This is a genomic window from Pseudomonas sp. CFBP 13727 (genome assembly GCF_014841915.1).
Taxonomy (GTDB): domain Bacteria; phylum Pseudomonadota; class Gammaproteobacteria; order Pseudomonadales; family Pseudomonadaceae; genus Aquipseudomonas; species Aquipseudomonas baltica.
Window position 1 is genome coordinate 366,933 of record NZ_JACYUT010000006.1, and the last position, 17,634, is coordinate 384,566.

The window sequence follows — 17,634 nt, forward strand, 5'->3', positions numbered from 1 at the left end:
GGTCGTCGAAGGTCGTCATGTGTGGCTGCAAAAGGGCAGCAAAGGATGAGTTCGACGGTACACATGGCTGCCAGTCAAGGGATTGACTAGCGCCTGCAGAGCAAGCTAGCAAATTGCCATCTCAGCGTCTACAGCGTCTCGTCGCTATCGTGGAAGGACAGATGCCCCACGTTGGCCAAGACTGGCCAACGTGGGGCATCGAGTTGCAGCGGTATCAGCGACGCTTCTTGCTCACTGGCTTGGCCAGTTCGAACATCAGTACCGAACGTCCGGTGACGGCGTACTCGGTGCCGAAGTCGAACGACTCACCGGCTTCGAAGTCGGTCTGGTTGGTGTCCAGTTGCAGGATCCAGCGCTTGCCTTCCGGCACTTCCGGCAAGGTGAAGCCAACCACGTCATGGTGCGCGTTGACCACGATCAACAACGAATGGTCGACCCCGGCGCGGCGGATACCACTGGACTGGGTGCGGCCATCGAGCAGGATGCCCATGCAGCGGTTGCTGCCGTCCTGCCATTGCTCGACGCCCATCTCGCTGCCGTTGGGCTGGATCCAGCTGACATCCTTGATGCCCAGGCTTTCGTCGTAGGCACCGGTGAAGAAGCGATTACGGCGCAGCAGCGGGTAGCGATTGCGCAGCTCGATCAGGTACTTGACGAAGTCCTGCAGCTCGCTGCTCTGCTCGCTGATGTTCCAGTCAACCCAGCCGATTTCGCTGTCCTGGCAGTAGGCGTTGTTGCTGCCACCCTGGGTACGAGCGAACTCATCGCCCGCCAGCAGCATCGGCGTGCCCTGGGCAAGAAACAGCGTCGCCAGCAGGTTGCGCATCTGCCGATAGCGCAGCGCGACGATTTCCGGATCGTCGGTCGGACCTTCGACGCCGCAGTTCCACGAGCGGTTGTCGGAGTGGCCGTCGCGGTTGTCTTCACCGTTGGCTTCGTTGTGCTTCTCGTTGTACGACACCAGGTCGTTCAAGGTGAAGCCATCGTGCGCGGTGATGAAGTTGACCGACGACGCCGGCTTGCGACCACGACGGTTGAACTGGTCGCCCGAGCCCAGGAAGATTTTCGCGAAATCGCCGAGCATCTCGTCGTCGCCCTTCCAGAACGCACGGGAGATGTCGCGGAACTTGTCGTTCCATTCCATCCAGCCCGGCGGGAAGTTGCCCACCTGATAGCCGCCCGGGCCGCAGTCCCACGGCTCGGCGACCAGCTTGACCTTGGCCAGCACCGGATCCTGGCGGCAGGCGTCGAGGAAACCGCCGCCTTCGCTGAAGCCATGGGCTTCACGACCCAGAATCGTCGCGAGGTCGAAGCGGAAGCCGTCCACGCCCATTTCCGAACTCCAGTAACGCAGGGAGTCGGTGACCATCTGCAATACGCAGGGGTGGCTCATGTTCAGGGTGTTGCCGGTGCCGGTGTCATTGATGTAGTAACGCGCATCGTCTGGCATCAGGCGGTAGTAGTTGGCGTTGTCGATACCCTTGAGCGACAGGGTCGGGCCCATCTCGTTGCCTTCGGCAGTGTGGTTGTAGACCACGTCGAGAATCACTTCCAGGCCGGCCTTGTGGAAGCGCGAAACCATGACCTTGAATTCGGCGATCGACGAGCCGGCCATGAAGCGGGCATGCGGCGCGAAGAAGCCCAGGGTGTTGTAGCCCCAGAAGTTGTGCAGGCCTTTTTCCAGCAGATGATTGTCATCAAGGAAATAGTGAACCGGCATCAGCTCTACCGACGTGACGCCGAGCGAACGGATGTATTCGACCACGTCGTTCTCGTGGAAGGCGGCGAAGGTACCGCGCTCGGACTCACGCACCGAAGGGTGGCGCATGGTGAAGCCGCGCACGTGGGTTTCGTAGAAAATGGTCTTTTCCCACGGCACGTTCGGCTTGGCTGTGTTGCCCCAGGTGAAGGCCGGATCGATCACACGGCAGCGTGGCATGAACGGTGCACTGTCACGCTCGTCGAACGACAGGTCGCCGTCTTCATGGCCCACGGTGTAGCCGAACAGCGCGTCGTCCCACTTCAATTCGCCCGAGATCTGCTTGGCGTAGGGGTCGATCAACAGTTTGTTGGCGTTGAAACGGTGGCCGTTGGCAGGGTCGTATGGACCGTGCACGCGGTAACCGTACAATGTGCCCGGGCGCGCATCGGGCAGGTATCCGTGCCAGATCTCGTTGGTGAATTCAGGCAGCGCGATGCGTTCGATCTCTTCGACGCCGTCGGCATCGAACAGGCACAACTCAACCTTGGTGGCGTTGGCGGAAAAGATTGCAAAATTGACGCCCGACCCATCCCAGGTCGCGCCCAATGGGTACGGCAAGCCCTCGCTGACACGGCTGGCGGGACGTTCCTGGCTTGACGCACTGTCATTCATTGATTGATCAGACATGATCAAACACTCCGGAAATAGGTTGAGCCTGAGCTCTGAGGTAGACGACCAAAACGGTCTACTGATAGAAGCGCGCGCAGCCGAACAGTTCAGGATATTTTTCAGCGTGGAATCAAGATGTGGTTAGCAGCCGACAACGCGAGATTGAACGCACTGGTTTATTGACGCTCTTAAAACAAGCTTTGCAAGAAGAGCGCAAGCGCCCTTGAAGAGAATGAGTTAACTCAATGCGTATCCTGCTGATAGAAGACGATCCAATCCTGGCGCTACTGGCCGAGATAGCTCTGGAGGAAGATGGCCATGAGATCATCGGTCCTGCGTATGACGTCGCCGGAGCGCTGTCACTGGCGCACGAGCATGTCATCGACGTTGCATTCGTCGACATCAATCTGGATGGACACGACGAAGGCGTAGGCCTGGCGCAGACGCTCTACGAGCAATTCAAGATCCACTCGCTGTTCGTCAGTGGCCAGATCGATGTGGCCAAGGCCAACAGCGGCTACGCGTTGGGTTTGCTGTCCAAGCCCTACAGCCCCAATGACCTGTCGCGCAGCGCACACATCGTGCATTCGCTGGTCAAAGGTGAACTACCCTTGAATCGACCGCTGCCAGTGCCCTTGAAGCTTTTCACAGAATCGCGCGGCCTATATGGAAAGAAGCATGAGTGAACCCACAGATCTCCCGGGCATGGGACCAGGACTTGGTGAAACCGAGTTTCGCGAGTTGGCTGACAACGCGCCGGTATTGATCTGGCGCGCGGGTACCGACAAACAGTGCGACTGGTTCAACAAGCCTTGGCTCGACTTCACCGGCAAGACTCAGGACCAGCTCTGCGGCTATGGCTGGGGCGACGACGTGCACCCCGATGACCTGGAGATGTGCACGCGCAATTACGAACAGGCCTTCGACGCCCGCGAGTCCTTCACTACCCCGTATCGCCTGCGTCGCCACGACGGCAGCTACCGATGGTTTCTCGACCACGGCGCGCCGTTCTATCGCCAGGGGGTGTTCGCCGGCTACTTCGGCAGCTGCACCGACATCACCGCCCAGAAAGAGCTCGAGGCACACCAGGACGTTCTGGTTTCCGAACTCAACCATCGGGTCAAGAACAACCTGCAGCTGATCATCGCTTTCCTGCAGATGTCCAAGCTGCGCGCCCAGGGCGACGAAGCGCGGCAACTGCTCGAATCGGCCATCGCTCGTATCCAGGGCGTGGGCACGGTACAAGCCGAGCTGTATCGCAGTGCGTCGGGCACCGTGGATCTGGCGCATTACCTTCCTCACCTGGTACGGGCATCGATCCAGGCAGAGCGCGACGACAGCATTCACCTGACCGTCGATACCGAAACTGCCCACGCCCCGTTCAAGCTGGCTTCGGACCTGGGCTTGATCGTCAACGAGCTGGTGGCCAACGCCATCCATCACGGCAACCAGCGCACCACCCATATCCACTTTGCACTCAAGCGTCTCGGTACAGGTGACCTGCAGTTGACGGTGAGCGATCGCGGACCAGGCTTCTCCCCGGCGCAATTGTCGAATGCAGGCACGTCGGGGTCCAAGCTCAGTGGCCAGGGGTTGATCGGCGCGCTGGCCAAGCGTTGCGGTGCGGTTCTCAACCGCAGCAACGCAGAGGGCGCCGTGGTTACCTTGACCTTGCCGCACCCCTAGACAGTGCAGTTGCGCGCTACAGCGGGCTGCCCTCGTCGGTCTTGATCAAGCCACCCAGAATGTCGCTGCCATCGCTGCCTGCCAGCGTTGCGTACCATTGCCGGGTTTCTTCCGGCACTTCGCCGTGGATGATCGCCGCCCGCTGGCGCGCCTTCACTACCAGACCGGCGACCCGCTCCGCGCGTGCAGCCTCATAGGCCGCCAACGCGGCTGCCGGAGTCAGCTCGCGTTCGATGCAGCGGGCCAGCACCCAGGCATCCTCCATGGCCTGGCAACCGCCCTGCCCTATGTTGGGGGTCATTGCATGGGCCGCGTCCCCCAGCAGCGCAACCCTCGTGCCGACCAAATGGGGGACTCGCTCGGTGTCATGGATTTCCACTCGCGCGACGCTGGCCGGATCCAGCCGTTGCAGAAGACGCTGCACCGGGTCGGGCCAGCCGGCGAATTGCTGCTCGAGTTCGGCGCGATAACCTTCACGGACGTTGGCCGTTCCTGCCGGCAACGGTACGTCGAAGAAGAAATACAACTCACCGTTCCCCATGGGCATCAACGACACCCGCTTGTGGTCGCCCACGTACTGCACCCATTCATCGGCGGGTGCCAGGTCGGGAGCCGACTGGATGCGACCATTCCAATTGACGTAGCCGCAATAGCGCCGCGGAATCGGTCGGCCGGCAATCTTGTCGCGCAGCACCGAGTGGGTGCCGTTTGCCGCTATCAGCAGGTCGGCTGTCACCGTTTCACCCGTCGACAGCATGATTTGCACATGGGTCTGGCTTTCTTCGTAGTCCAGGCACGCAACCCCTAAGGTCACGTTCTGCATCCCGACCGCTTCCAGAAGGATGCCTTGCAGGCGTGCGCGTGCAATCGGAAACGCACGCCGCCGAGCATGGCTATACAAGGGTTGCAGGTCGAAACGGGTGAGCAGGCGGCCTTGGTGGTCGCTGTAACTCATGCTCTGCATGTGGCCACCTGCACGCTCGATGGACTCACCAAGACCCAGTGCATCCAGCACCCGCACACCGTTGGGCCAGATGGAAATAGCCGCGCCGACCGGCGCCAGTTCGGCCGCACGTTCGTAGACGTGAACCCGGTGACCAGCCTGTTGCAGGGCCGCAGCGGCACTGAGGCCACCCATGCCGGCACCGGCAATGACGATATTCAAGGCTTTCATGGCTTCTCCACTGAGATCGGTTCGATCCGAGACCGTGCAAAAAGCTGTCCAAGTGATCAGGAACCGTTATCAGCCGAGATTACGCCGACAAGCCAGGTGTGCCCATTGAAAGCTGGCGTCAAACCGGTGCGTCGCTGCCGCGTGCGCACCGGTTTGCAGCGTCTGGACTCAGCGCAGGAGGTTGTTCTTGGCCAGACTGACCAGTTCCTTGGCTCGCCCGTCGAGTACCGCACGCATCATGAACAAGCCGAAGCCCTTGACGTTGGCTGCCGTGATTTCCGGCGGCATGATCAATTCCTGACGCTCGCTGACCACATCCACCAACACCGGCCCATCATGCTCGAACGCCTCGATCAGGGCGGCACGCAGATCCTGCGGTTTCTCCACACGGATGCCCTTGATACCCATGCCCTGAGCGAACGTGGCGAAGTTCGGATTCTTCAGCTCGCAGCCCACGTCCACCAGACCGCTGGCCTTCATTTCCATTTCGACGAAGCCCAGCGTGCCGTTGTTGAGCACGATGACCTTGACCGGCAGGTTGGCCTGGCTGAGGGTCAGGAAGTCACCCATCATCATGGCGAAGCCGCCGTCGCCGGACATCGACACGACCTGGCGGTCGGGGTAGGCCGCCTGTGCGCCGATGGCCTGGAGCATGGCGTTGGCCATCGAGCCATGGTTGAACGAGCCGATCAGGCGGCGCTTGCCGTTCATTTTCAGGTAGCGGGCGGCCCAGGCGGTGGGCGTGCCCACGTCACAGGTGAATACCGCATCGTCGGCGGCCAGCTCGCTGACCAATCGGCTGACGTATTGCGGGTGGATGATCGTGCTGTTCGGGCCGCTCTCGGCAAGGTCGTCGAGGCCCTTTCGCGCGCTGTCGTAGTCCGCCAGCGCCTTGTTCAAGTGCATGGTGTCGGTGCGTTCTTCAAGGCGTGGCAACAGTTGCTGCACGGTGTGCTTGATGTCGCCGATCAGACCGATAGCCAGTGGGCAGCGATTGCCCAACGCCTCAGGCTGCAAATCGATCTGGGCAATGCGCGAGTGCTCAGGAAAGAACTGCCGGTACGGAAAGTTGGTGCCGAGCATCAGCAGAGTGTCGCATTCCTTCATGGCATTGAAGCCGGAAGCGAAGCCGATCAGCCCAGTCATGCCCACGTCGTAGGGATTGTCGTATTCCAGGTGCTCCTTGCCGCGCAGGGCGTGCACGATGGGCGCCTTGAGCTGCTTGGCCAGTGCCACGACTTCGCTGTGTGCACCTGCGCACCCGGCACCGCACAACAGGGTGACGCGCTTGCCACCGTTGAGAAACCGGGCGAGCTCGTCGAGTTGCCCCGGCGCCGGAACGACCACCGGCGCCTGCGGTGCAATCCACTGGCTGACCGGCGCGTCGAGCGAGCTCAGCGCCACATCGCCCGGAATCACTACCACGGCAACGCCGCGGCGACTGATGGCAACGCGCATGGCCCGCTCCAGAATCTGCGGCAATTGCTCGGGGCGCGAGACCAGTTCTACATAATGGCTGCAGTCTTTGAACAACGACTCGGGATGGGTCGCCTGGAAGTAGTCTATGCCGATCTCGCTGCTGGGAATGTGCGCTGCGATCGCCAGCACCGGCACGCCGCTGCGATGACAGTCGAACAAGCCGTTGATCAAATGCAGGTTGCCCGGTCCGCAGCTGCCGGCACAGACCGCCAGTTCACCGGTCAGGTGCGCCTCGCCGCCAGCGGCGAAGGCCCCGGCCTCTTCGTTGCGCATGTGTATCCAATCCAGCCCGCCCAACCGACGCATTGAATCGGTCAGGCCATTCAAGGAATCACCCACTACGCCATAGATGCGTTTGACACCTGCGTGCTTGAGGGTATTGACCATGAAATCGGCTGCAGTGGACATTTGGCGCTCCTTTGAAAATATAAGTTCAAGGGCTCTGAGTATCGACACGCCAATGGTGTTCCGCCGGGTTTATTAACAAAAATTATAGAATCGTCCCGCCGGTTCTCGAAAACGCGCCAGGCTGCATGCCAAGCGGGTATTCAAATGCAAGAAAGCCCGACCGGGGTCGGGCTTTCTTATAAGCAGTGCACCACGCTGAGGGATATATCAGTTCAGCAGTTCCGCAGGCACGGTGCCGCCGTTTTCAGCGAGCTTCTTCATCACAGCAGAGTGCAGCCAGGTGTTCATGGCTGCCGAATCATCGGTCGAACCGGTGTAGTGCAACTCTTCGGCAAGTTCCTTGCGCGCGGTCAGGCTGCTGTCCAGGCCAAGCAATTTGAGCAAGTCGACGATCGACGTACGCCAGTTCAAAGTTTCGCCGTGGCTGGCCGCCATGGCTTCGAGCTTTTGGGCCACATCCACCTGAGTGATCGGCGCAGCGGAAGGCTGGTTCGTGACGGTAGTGGTGGGCGATGCACCTGGCGCAGGAGCAACGGGAGTTTGTGTAGAAGCGTCTGCGTCCGGAACAGCGTGCTTGCCGATACCCAGTTTCTCGAGGATGCTGCTGAAAAAGCTCATTTCGTATCTCCAGATTTCTTGGCTGCTGCCGCGGATTCGACAGCCTACTTAAGACCTGACACCCCTGGTCGCCGAAAAGTTTAATCGAGCCTGCGACATTCCGTATCCTCGACCGGATACGAAGCTGGCCACATATTGTAATAAACGTTATTTAGTTGTGGCATCGGTGCGCACACTGCGCCAGAATCACGCCTCGATACCTTTACCTTTTTATCCACGATCCATGCCTGGGGATACTCATGTCCAAACTTGCTGAATACCGTCAACTCGAACGTCATCTGGCCGAACAACTTGCAGCACTTGAGGCCATGAAAGGCGACAAGGGCCTGGAACAGGAAATCGAGTTCGAGACCAAGTTGCGTTCGCTGTTGGGCGAATACAATAAAAGCCTCAGGGACATCGTTTCCATTCTCGACCCGCAGCAAGGCGGCAAATCAGTCAAGGCCAGCGCAGCGCCTGAAAAAGCCACGCGCAAGCCGCGCTCGCTGAAAACCTACAAGAACCCCCACTCGGGTGAAGTCGTCGAAACCAAAGGCGGCAACCACAAGACCTTGAAGGAATGGAAAGCCGAATACGGCTCCGACACTGTCGAAAGCTGGTTGAGCTAAGCCACATCCACCGGCAAGCAGCGACATACGGCCCGCTTGCCGGATCGCATCCCCCTCCCCTCACACCGTCCTTGTCGATGATCCCGCGATGTATCCCACCACACCCGATGGACGCTATTTCGTCGTACGCGGCCGGCTCTGGCGATGCAGCAACCCTGCCCTGCCCGAAGCCGTGCGCGAACATTGGGTCAAGGTACTCATGGATGCACGGCGAGCGGTCAAGGCCGCCAAGCACTCGGAAGATCCCGAGGCTCTCGTAAAAGCCCGCGCGCAGGTCGATGTCGCCAAGCAGGCCTTGGGCGAGCGCGGGGAAGTGTGGTGGGACGACGGCAGCGCCGACGTCAACCGACGCATGGCGCGCAATACACAATACGCGGATTGGTACGCCGGGCTGGATGAGGCTTCACTACAGAAGTAACCCTCAGGCGGCCTTCACACCCAATGACAACAGGCGCTCTATCCGGGTGGTAGCTTCGCGCATCCGTGTCAGCAGCAGCGGCAAATCAAGCTCGCTCTTGCGGTACTGCGGGATCGTTGCCGAGATCGACCCTCGTATTCGACCGTCTACGAAAAACGGCACAGCCAAACCGAAAGCCCCCAACACACGCTCACCTTCACCCGTGGCCCAGCCTCTGGCTCTTATGGCTTCCAGGTCTGCCTTGAGCAACTCGCGGGAGGTTATGGTCGCGTCGGTGATCCTCACCAGGTCAAGAGATTCTGCTACCTGACTGTCGCAGTTGGCCAATACCGCCTTACCCGCCGCACCCGCGTACAGTGGCACTTCCACGTTCACCTGCAGCTTGTATTGAATGGGTCGCCAGCCTTGGATGACGTCGAGAAATTCAGCCGTGCCAGTAGCCTCGTCATAGGAAAGCAGCGCTATGGTCTCGCCGGTTTCCTGAACGAGTGAAGAAACGATCCGGTGGGTCATGTCGGCAAGGTCACGGTCTGCAGCGGTGATTCGCGCCGCCCATTGATAGAGCTTCGGGCCTGGGTACAGCGTGCCTGCAACCCACCTGACGACACCGGCCTGACTACCTGACTCGATCAATCGCTTGGCTGTGGCCGCGTTACACAGCAGTTGGTCGTGCAGATCCACGGAGTTTTTCACGCCTTGGGGGAAGGCGCACGCCAGCAACAGGAGTCGCTCCAGACGACCCACCGTAGATTTGCTATCCGGCTCGATGACATCAGGCAGGCGTTGAATCCGTTCGACGCTTCCAGATTCCATGTCTGCCTGTATTCGAGCGATGACGTGCTGCGCATCTGCCTCCCAGGCTCGGGGTTGCGCCGATTCCGTGCTGCTCGCGCAGTGAACGGAAACCGCTACCACCAGCCCATTCGCCATGCGCCTGACCGAGATCGACGACGCGCGCGGAAACTCGGATTCCGACAACAGCCCAAGCTGTTCATGCTGGGACAGCGCGTAGGCAGTGACATCGGATTCCCTATCCTGGGAAGAAAGGTCATCGGCAAGGAATCGCTGGAATGCGCGTCCAATGTCGCCGAAAGCGAGCGGATAAAGCGCGCCCAGCGCGGGTCTGAATATGAGCGCCGCCTTGGCTTCGCTGCAGGCGGCGACGAAGTACCCGCCTTCGCGTGGGCAGCAGACTGACACCAATGCCGTGCACCTCGATGCTGCTGCCAGATCACCCAACGATCGTGAGCCGCGCCCCAGCAGCGTGCTCGAATCACTGAGCGTCCTGGCCAAGACATCGACTCTCGGCCCTACTGCGTACTTGCCCGTTCCTGCCTCGGTCGCCAAACCTACTTCGACCAGAGACGCCAGGATCCGATTGACCGTGCTGCGACTCTCGTCGAGTTCTGCCGCCAGTTCACGCACCCCCCAAGGCTCGGCGCCCGAGCGCCTGACAAGCGCGTCCACGACCTGAATCAATCGGGTGTGGCTGGAGGCAGTTGCCGCAGTCGAGGAAGTGACGGAAGAGCAGCTTGATGAGGACATCATGAGTCGAATCGAGGGTTTGGGCCCCCATTCTGGGGTGTAAAGCTGCCGCAGGGCAATTACACGTGACTGTTGACAAGCTCCTCGAGCTTCTAGAAGCTAGCCAAAACAAGATCAGGACACTGTCCCATTTTTTGAATAGATAGTGTTCTATAACCCGAGGTGCCCATGAATAACAACAATGCTGTGGCCGAGCCTGTCCGGTCTGCCGTCGATCAGACGGAGCAAACGCGCAAAGCCAAGAAAGCCACTAGAGCGGCGGTGTTCGGCACCTTCGTCGAGTACTACGACTTCAGCGTCTACGGTTATGTGGCTGCGACCCTGGCGCTGGTTTTCTTCCCCTCGGACAACGCGACTACAGGCCTGCTGAACACTTTCCTGGTGTTCGGCTCTGCATTCCTGGTCAGGCCCTTGGGTGCCATCGCCTTTGGCTGGCTGGGCGACAAAGTAGGAAGACGCTTCAGCCTGATCGCCAGTATCACGCTCATGGGTATTGCCGCCACGCTGATCGGCCTGCTGCCTGGCTACGCGCAGATCGGCGTGTGGGCGCCGATACTGCTGGTCGTGCTGCGCATGCTCCAAGGGTTCTCGGCAGGCGGCGAAATCGGCGGCGCCGCAAGCTACATCCGCGAGTGGGCGCCGCCCAAACGCCGCGCCTTGTACATTTCCTTTCTGCCCTCCATCGCGCAATTCGGCAAAGGCCTGGCCGCAGCCATAGCAGGCCTCGCAGCGGCGACCCTCACGGATCCCGAAATGCTTGCCTGGGGCTGGCGCATTCCTTTCCTCCTGGCGCTTCCGCTTGGAATCATTGGCCTTTACATGCGGCTGAGCATCGAGGACAGCCCCGAGTTCGCATCGAAGAAAAACCATACCGAAGTCAAGCAAGGCCAGCCCTTCGCGGAGTTGCTGCGTGACTACCGCAAGCCTTTGCTCAAAGTGATCATGATCGCGATGGTGCAGAACATCGGCACCTACATCGGCACCGTATTCATCGCAGCCTATTTCAGTTCGATCCTGGGCTATTCGAAAGGTCAGGCATCCACCATCGTGCTGGTCGCGGTGATTCTTGCCGCGTTCCTGATACCTCTGGCTGGACAACTGGGCTCCTATCGCGGCGGCAAGTCCATCCTGCGCTACGCCTACGTCGCCTATGCCGTGCTCTCGATACCCTCTTTCATGTTGATGCAGCAAGGCTCGGTGAATCTGGCCATGGCCGGTTTGGCGCTGGGCATGATTCCCTACGCGCTTTGCCAGGCCGGTACCTACTCGGTCATGCCCGAATTCTTCCCGATGCACATCCGCCACACCGGGGTGGCGTTCGGGCACAGCGTAGGTGCGGTCATCGGCGGAGGCTCAGGCCCGTTTCTGGCTACCTGGCTGATCGGCGCCACCGGCAATCAGTCCACGCCTGCATTCATCCTGTGCGCATCAGGCCTTCTGGGACTGATCGTTATCTCGACCGTTCGCAGAAATCCGCCCGCGGCTACCGATGATGCCAACACCCACCAATTCTCCTGAGGTGACGATGATGCCTTTGATCTATGTAACAAGCCCGATTCATCCAGATGTATTGCAGGCACTTTCTTCTACAGGTGAGGTGCGACTCGGCTACGGCCCGAACGCAGTCGCGTACACCGACATTCAGCAACAGGTCGATGCCGTGTTCCTGCGTGGTGGCCATATATCCGCGCAAATGATTGCGGCATCACCGAAGCTGCGGATCGTGGCCAGACACGGAGCGGGTTACGACAATGTCGATCACAAGGCGGCTGCCGAACGGGGTGTGTGGGTCACCAACACGCCAGGGGCCAATCGCAGAAGTGTCGTGGAGCATGTGTTTGCCCTGCTGCTGGGGGTCAGCCGCAAGCTGCAACTGGCCACCGATCAGACTCGTGACAGCGTCTGGGCAGCGGACCGTCTGTCCCTGACCGGAATAGAGCTAGAGGGGCGTACCCTGGGCCTGATCGGCTTCGGTGATATCGGCCAGCATGTCGCGCCGGTTGCCGAAGCGTTCGGCATGAATGTATTGGCGACCGATCCTGCCTATGACGCAAGCTTCGACGCCCGGCTGGTCGATCTCGACACCCTGCTGGCCAAGGCCGATGTAGTGAGCCTTCACGTGCCTCTACAGTCGAGTACCCGGAATCTGATCGGTCGACCCGAGATAGCAAAAATGAAGGCTGGCGCGATCCTTATCAATACCAGTCGCGGCGGGGTCATCGATGAGGCGGCTGTCGCCGACGCCTTGCGCAGCGGCCAGCTGGGCGGCGCAGGGATCGACGTTCTGGCTGCGGAAAACGCCGACATGATCAATCCGTTCAGTTGCAACACGTTCCCCGTGTCCGACCTGCCCAATCTGCTCGTGACACCTCATGTCGCAGGGCAAACCAACGAGTCGTTGCTGCGTGTCGGCATGAGCGCTGTGGACGCCATTCGCGCCGTGTTGCGTGGCGAGCCGCCCTTGCATCCGGTCAACGAGCCCGTCTCCCGAGCGTTCGACTGACGACGCCCGCTAAACGCAACCCTGCCGAGGTCAACATGTTCATCAATGCATCCGCTGCAAACATCACCGTGAGCGAAGACTGGCCCAGGGCTTGTCTTGCGCAGCTCGAGGAAATATCACAATACCCCGTCGCGCTGATCGGCGACGTGCTGCAACGCATGGGGATGATGGCATCTGCCATCCACCACGTCGCTGGCAAGGCATCGTTTCATGGCACGGTTCTGCCGATTCAGACCTGGGAAGGCGACAACCTGGCCATCCACCGCGCGTTGGACGATGCCAAGCCAGGCGATGTACTGGTGATCAACGGCAACGGCGAAATCAATCGCGCGGTGTTCGGTGACTTGCTCGGAGAAATATGCCTGGCGCGTAAAGTCGCCGCCGTGGTCATCGATGGCGCGGTTCGAGACGTGGAAGAACTGAGCGTGATGGGGCTGCCTGTCTACGCACGGGGCGTGAATCCTGCCGGACCTTCCAAGCACGGTCCAGGCCAGGTCGGCACGCCGGTGGCGTGTGGCAACGTGGTGTGCAATCCGGGTGATGCCATCGTGGGAGACAGGGACGGCGTCATCGTCATTGGCCGCCACCTGATTGCGGCGCTCGCCGATAGACTTGAGGCCCAGGCCGGGATCGAAGCGAAGCTCAGGGAAAATATCAGGGCGAGCATCGTCGAAGCATAGCCAACGAAGCCGGCAATACCGCGCCGAGAGAACCCCCGGCGCGGCAACGAGCGATCAAACGCTGACGGTCGGCACCTGATCCATCAGTTTTTCCAGGCTGATCGGCAGGTCACGCACACGCTTGCCGGTGGCATGGTAGACCGCGTTGGCCACAGCAGCCGCCAAACCGGTCACACCGATTTCACCCACACCACGCGCACCGTACTCGTTGAGGTTGTAGTCGGGGTAATCCAGCAGGATCACATCGATGTCCGGCTGATCGGCGTGCACCGGCACCACATACTCCGCGTAGTTGTTGTTCACCGGCATGCCATTGCGCTCGTCGTAGTCGGTCGACTCGAACAGCGCCATGCCGATGGCCATGACGATGGCACCTTCGACCTGATTGCGTGCGGTCTTGGCATTGATGATCTTGCCCACATCAATGGCGCTGACCACGCGCGACACGCGCAGGCGGGAGATACCCGGATCCCAGCGCACCTCGACGAAATGCGCGCCGAACGAGCTGAATGCATGCTTCTTGGTATCGGCCATACCGGTATGGGCCTCGCCTTCGGCGCTGGCGATCTTCAGCTTCTTGAGTACTTCGGCGAACTCCAGGCTGGTCGAACCGTCCTGCAGGCGCCCGTTGCTGACCGTGATCGCTTCTGGCTTGGCATTGGCCAGCCCGCCCTCTTCCGAGGCTGCGAAGCTCTTGAGCTGGGTGAGCGCGGCGCGGGTCGCTTCGGCCACGGCTGGCAAGGCACTGGCAGTCATCCACGAGCCGCCGGAAACAGGCGCGGGCGGGTAGGACGAGTTGCCCAGCTCTACCGTGATCCGCTCCAGCGGCAGACCAGTGATGTCACTGACGCACTGGGCAAGCACCGTGTAGGTGCCGGTCCCAATGTCCTGAGCACCGCAGTACACCACGGCGCGACCGTCGGAGGTCAACGAGACCCGCGCTTCGCACGGCGTGCGGAAGGCATCCCAGTTGCACTGCGCCATGCCGTAGCCGACGATCTCGTGGCCATCACGCATGCTGCCGATACCCGGCGTGCGCTTGGCCCAGCCGAAACGCTCGGCGCCCTGGGCCAGTGCTTCGCGCAGATGGTTGCCGGACCACGGCAGTTTCTCCTGCTCGTTCTGCTCGGCCCAGTTCAACTGGCGAAAGGCGAGCGGGTCCATCTTGCAGCGTTCGGCCAGTTCGTCGATGGCCGACTCCAGCGCAAACAGGCCAGGGGCTGCGCCTGGGGCACGCATCGAGGTCGGTGCGCCGCGGTTGACCTGCACCGTGCCATGGGTCACTTCGACGTTCGCACACGAGTACAGGCTGGCACTCATGCCCCCGCAGTTCTCGACATACTGGTCGCCGATCCCGGTGGTGTTGAGCGATTCATGACGCAGGGAAACCAGCTTGCCCTTGCCATCGGCCGCCAGGCGCATGCGCTGGCGGGTCTCCGGGCGATGCCCTACCGTGGTGAACATCTGCGCTCGCGGCAGCACCAGTTGCACCGGTCGGCCGACGATCTTGGCAGCCGCACAGGCAGCTACCGAGTGCGGCCAGATCCACAGCTTGCCGCCGAAGCCCGAACCAATGAACGGCGCACGCACTTCCACGCGCTCGGTGGGCAGGCCGAAGATCTGCGCCAGGGTGTTGCGGTGAACCACGACCGACTGCGTGGATTCATACACCACCAGTCGACCGTTGTCCCACAGCGCAACGGTGGCGTGCATTTCCATGGGGTTGTGGGTTTCCACAGGCGTCGTATAAGTGGCGTCTACCGTCTGCGCACCGCCATCGAAGGCGCTGGCTGGATCGCCACGCTTGTGGCCCTGCCCACCGTCGGCAGCTGCGCGCCGCTTCAGTCCCTGCTCCAGATTGGCGGCAGCCGCGCTTTCGCTGTAGCTGACCTTGACCTTGTAGGCCGCTTCGCGCGCATGCTCGAACGTGTCGGCAACCACCAGCGCCACGAACTGCCCGGCATAACGCACGACATTGTCCTCGAACGGCAGCCTTTTCTCATCGGTACGCGAGCCTGTCAGCACCCCTGCCAGGGAGAAAGGCACGGGCGAGGTGTGGAACGCCTGGGGAAAGTTGCCGTGGTGCAGAATTTCCAGCACGCCGGGCGAGCGGCGCGCCGCCTCGATGTCCAAAGATGTGATCGAGCCACTGGCCACCGTGCTGTAGACGCCGTAGGCGAAGACCATGCCCTTGGGCTGATGGTCGGCCGCATACTGCGCGCTGCCGGTGACCTTCAGGCGACCGTCGATGCGGCGTGGGGATGCCCCCATGATTGACTCGCTCATGCCATGGCTCCTGTGCTCAGGGTGGAAAGGTTGCGCACGATGGCCTGCTGCCCAAGGGGAATCTTGTAGGCGTTGTGTGCATACGGCTTGGCCCCTTGCAGCGCGATGGCTGCGGCCTTGGCGAAGTTTTCCGGGGTAGCGGCCGCACCGCGCAGTGCGCGCTCGGCTTCCAGCGCACGCCATGGCTTGGTGCCGACGCCGCCCAAGGCAATGCGGGCCTCGCGAATGACCTGCCCGTCCATGACCAGAATCACCGCGCTGGAAGCCAGCGCAAACTGGTAGGACGCGCGATCACGCAGCTTCAGGTACGCAGACTTGCCGTTGGCCAATGGCGCATTCAGCGTTACATGGGTAATCAATTCGTCAGGCTGCAGCGCATGCTCTTTCCAAGGCGTGGCGCCCGGCAGCAAGTGGAAATCCTGGAAGTCGATCTCGCGTTTGCCGTTGGGGCCTTGCACCTGCACGGTCGCACCAATCGCCGCCATGGCCACGCACATGTCCGAAGGATGGGTGGCAATGCACTGGTCGCTGGTGCCCAGTACCGCGTGCACGCTGCGGTTATGCCCGCCGATGGCAGCACAGCCCGAGCCGGGCACGCGCTTGTTGCAGGCGGAAACGCCGTCGCGGAAATAATTGCAGCGCACCCGCTGCATGACATTGCCGCCGGTGGTCGCCTTGTTGCGCAGTTGCGTGGTCGCCCCGGACAGCAGCGCCTGGGACAGCACCGCGTAATCACTTTTGATGCGCGGATGATTGGCCAGACGAGTGTTGCTGACCATGGCGCCGATACGGGTCCGGCCATCGCTCAAGGTTTCGACCTGATCCAGCGCCAAGGTATGCACGTCGATGACCCGATCGGGCTGCATGATATCGATCTTGACCAGATCCAGCAGGGTCGTACCGCCGGCAAGAAACGCCGTGGCTTCATTGCGGGCATGGGTCGCAACGGCCTGTTCGGGGCTGGTTGCGCGGGTGTATTCCAAGGCTCTCATCAGCTGGCTCCCTGTACTTTGCCACGGGCATCCTGCACGGCGGCAAGGATGTTCTTGTACGCGCCACATCGGCAGATGTTGCCGCTCATGGCCTCGCGCACGCTGGCGTCGTCGGCGCCGATGTCCGGGTCCTTGATGATGGCCGCAGCGGTCATCATCTGGCCCGAGGTGCAATAGCCGCACTGGAACGCGTCGTGGGCCCAGAACGCTTCCTGGATCGGGTGCAACTGACCGTTGCGCTCCAGGCCTTCGATGGTGGTGATGTCATCGCCCTGGTGCATGGCCGCCAGGGACAGACAGCTGTTCACCGGCTGACCATTGATGTGCAGCGTGCAGGCCCCGCACTGGCCGTGGTCGCAGCCCTTCTTGGTGCCGGTCAGCATCAGGCGGTCGCGCAACACGTCCAGCAGCACGGCGTTGCCGGGCACGTTGAGCGTGTGCGGCTGGCCATTGACCTTGAGCGTGATCCGCTGCTCGCCCTTGGCCAACGGCTTGTCACTGTCGTCGATAGGCGCCAACTGGGCGGCCTGGGCCCACACCGGGGCGGTGGCAGCGGCCATGCCCGAGATGCCCATGGTGCGCAGGAAATTGCGCCGCGAGGGCGTGGTCAGTTCCTTGAACAACTCACCGGAACCCTCTGGTTCGGAGGAAATCTTTTCGGTCGGATCGGTCATGTTGCGGTCCTCATCTATTTTTTTATGTCTTGAATCACGGTCTTGCTGCGTCTAGTGCAGACACCTGGATCACGCCATTGGTTGAGGTCGTACGTCAGGTGATAAGACACTATGGTTTCAAAGCGTGTCGCGGATCACGCCATTGACGACCCGCACGATGCCCGACATGGCAACGAGGGCAGTTTTTGCCGG

At 61.1% G+C, this 17,634-nt stretch carries 15 protein-coding genes; 7 read left to right on the forward strand and 8 right to left on the reverse strand.

The annotated features are described in order from the left end of the window. Nucleotides 1-214: 214 nt before the first annotated feature. The gene (gene glgX / locus IFT76_RS19340; protein WP_240998755.1) at nucleotides 215-2,389 is read right to left on the reverse strand and encodes a glycogen debranching protein GlgX; all 2,175 of its coding nucleotides are present in this window, start codon (nucleotides 2,387-2,389) and stop codon (nucleotides 215-217) included. A gap of 227 nt (nucleotides 2,390-2,616) precedes the next feature. On the opposite strand from glgX, the gene IFT76_RS19345 reads away from it, so the two are divergent. Both IFT76_RS19345 and IFT76_RS19350 read left to right on the forward strand, forming a co-directional pair. Beyond that, a complete protein-coding gene (locus tag IFT76_RS19345; RefSeq protein ID WP_122477343.1) occupies nucleotides 2,617-3,057 on the forward strand; it encodes a response regulator in 441 nt (146 codons plus the stop codon). Further along, a complete protein-coding gene (locus IFT76_RS19350) occupies nucleotides 3,050-4,057 on the forward strand; it encodes a sensor histidine kinase (RefSeq protein ID WP_192059865.1) in 1,008 nt (335 codons plus the stop codon). The genes IFT76_RS19345 and IFT76_RS19350 overlap by 8 nt, the downstream gene beginning before the upstream one ends. A 16-nt stretch (nucleotides 4,058-4,073) precedes the next feature. On the opposite strand, the gene hpxO is transcribed toward IFT76_RS19350, so the two are convergent. The 3 genes from hpxO to IFT76_RS19365 all read right to left on the reverse strand — a co-directional run bounded on the left by hpxO (nucleotide 4,074) and on the right by IFT76_RS19365 (nucleotide 7,736). Continuing rightward, complete coding sequence (gene hpxO, locus IFT76_RS19355; protein ID WP_192059867.1) at nucleotides 4,074-5,231, reverse strand: FAD-dependent urate hydroxylase HpxO; 1,158 nt, start codon at nucleotides 5,229-5,231, stop codon at nucleotides 4,074-4,076. 168 nt (nucleotides 5,232-5,399) lie between these two features. Continuing rightward, nucleotides 5,400-7,118, reverse strand: coding sequence for a ubiquinone-dependent pyruvate dehydrogenase (gene poxB / locus IFT76_RS19360; RefSeq protein WP_185793029.1), 1,719 nt, complete (start codon nucleotides 7,116-7,118; stop codon nucleotides 5,400-5,402). Nucleotides 7,119-7,325: 207 nt separating this feature from the next. Then, a complete protein-coding gene (locus IFT76_RS19365; protein WP_122477338.1) occupies nucleotides 7,326-7,736 on the reverse strand; it encodes a DUF3597 domain-containing protein in 411 nt (136 codons plus the stop codon). A 239-nt stretch (nucleotides 7,737-7,975) separates the two neighbouring features. Here IFT76_RS19365 and IFT76_RS19370 point away from each other — a divergent pair, with 239 nt between their 5' ends. Then, entirely contained in the window at nucleotides 7,976-8,344 is a 369-nt protein-coding gene (locus tag IFT76_RS19370) for a histone-like nucleoid-structuring protein, MvaT/MvaU family (protein WP_192059869.1), read from the forward strand. A gap of 88 nt (nucleotides 8,345-8,432) precedes the next feature. After that, nucleotides 8,433-8,762, forward strand: coding sequence for a hypothetical protein (locus IFT76_RS19375; RefSeq protein WP_122477334.1), 330 nt, complete (start codon nucleotides 8,433-8,435; stop codon nucleotides 8,760-8,762). Nucleotides 8,763-8,765: 3 nt separating this feature from the next. Here IFT76_RS19375 and IFT76_RS19380 read toward each other — a convergent pair whose 3' ends face one another. Next, nucleotides 8,766-10,310 carry an IclR family transcriptional regulator domain-containing protein gene (locus tag IFT76_RS19380; RefSeq protein ID WP_342365586.1) on the reverse strand — a complete coding sequence of 515 codons (1,545 nt, stop codon included), beginning with the start codon at nucleotides 10,308-10,310 and terminating at the stop codon, nucleotides 8,766-8,768. Between the two features lie 165 nt (nucleotides 10,311-10,475). On the opposite strand from IFT76_RS19380, the gene IFT76_RS19385 reads away from it, so the two are divergent. From IFT76_RS19385 to IFT76_RS19395, 3 genes are read left to right on the forward strand one after another with little or no spacing between them, the layout of a single operon-like run. Continuing rightward, nucleotides 10,476-11,825: an MFS transporter gene (locus tag IFT76_RS19385; protein ID WP_122477331.1), complete on the forward strand. Its 1,350-nt coding sequence runs from the start codon at nucleotides 10,476-10,478 to the stop codon at nucleotides 11,823-11,825. Beyond that, nucleotides 11,797-12,810, forward strand: coding sequence for a hydroxyacid dehydrogenase (locus tag IFT76_RS19390; protein ID WP_197976981.1), 1,014 nt, complete (start codon nucleotides 11,797-11,799; stop codon nucleotides 12,808-12,810). The genes IFT76_RS19385 and IFT76_RS19390 overlap by 29 nt, the downstream gene beginning before the upstream one ends. A gap of 35 nt (nucleotides 12,811-12,845) precedes the next feature. After that, a complete protein-coding gene (locus tag IFT76_RS19395; protein WP_122477329.1) occupies nucleotides 12,846-13,490 on the forward strand; it encodes an RraA family protein in 645 nt (214 codons plus the stop codon). Nucleotides 13,491-13,544: 54 nt separating this feature from the next. Here IFT76_RS19395 and IFT76_RS19400 read toward each other — a convergent pair whose 3' ends face one another. From IFT76_RS19400 to IFT76_RS19410, 3 genes are read right to left on the reverse strand one after another with little or no spacing between them, the layout of a single operon-like run. Further along, entirely contained in the window at nucleotides 13,545-15,776 is a 2,232-nt protein-coding gene (locus IFT76_RS19400) for a xanthine dehydrogenase family protein molybdopterin-binding subunit (RefSeq protein ID WP_192059873.1), read from the reverse strand. After that, entirely contained in the window at nucleotides 15,773-16,768 is a 996-nt protein-coding gene (locus tag IFT76_RS19405) for an FAD binding domain-containing protein (RefSeq protein ID WP_192059874.1), read from the reverse strand. Before IFT76_RS19405 ends, IFT76_RS19400 begins: the two co-directional genes overlap by 4 nt. Then, nucleotides 16,768-17,343: a (2Fe-2S)-binding protein gene (locus tag IFT76_RS19410; protein WP_244647987.1), complete on the reverse strand. Its 576-nt coding sequence runs from the start codon at nucleotides 17,341-17,343 to the stop codon at nucleotides 16,768-16,770. Before IFT76_RS19410 ends, IFT76_RS19405 begins: the two co-directional genes overlap by 1 nt. Between the last annotated feature and the right edge of the window lie 291 nt (nucleotides 17,344-17,634).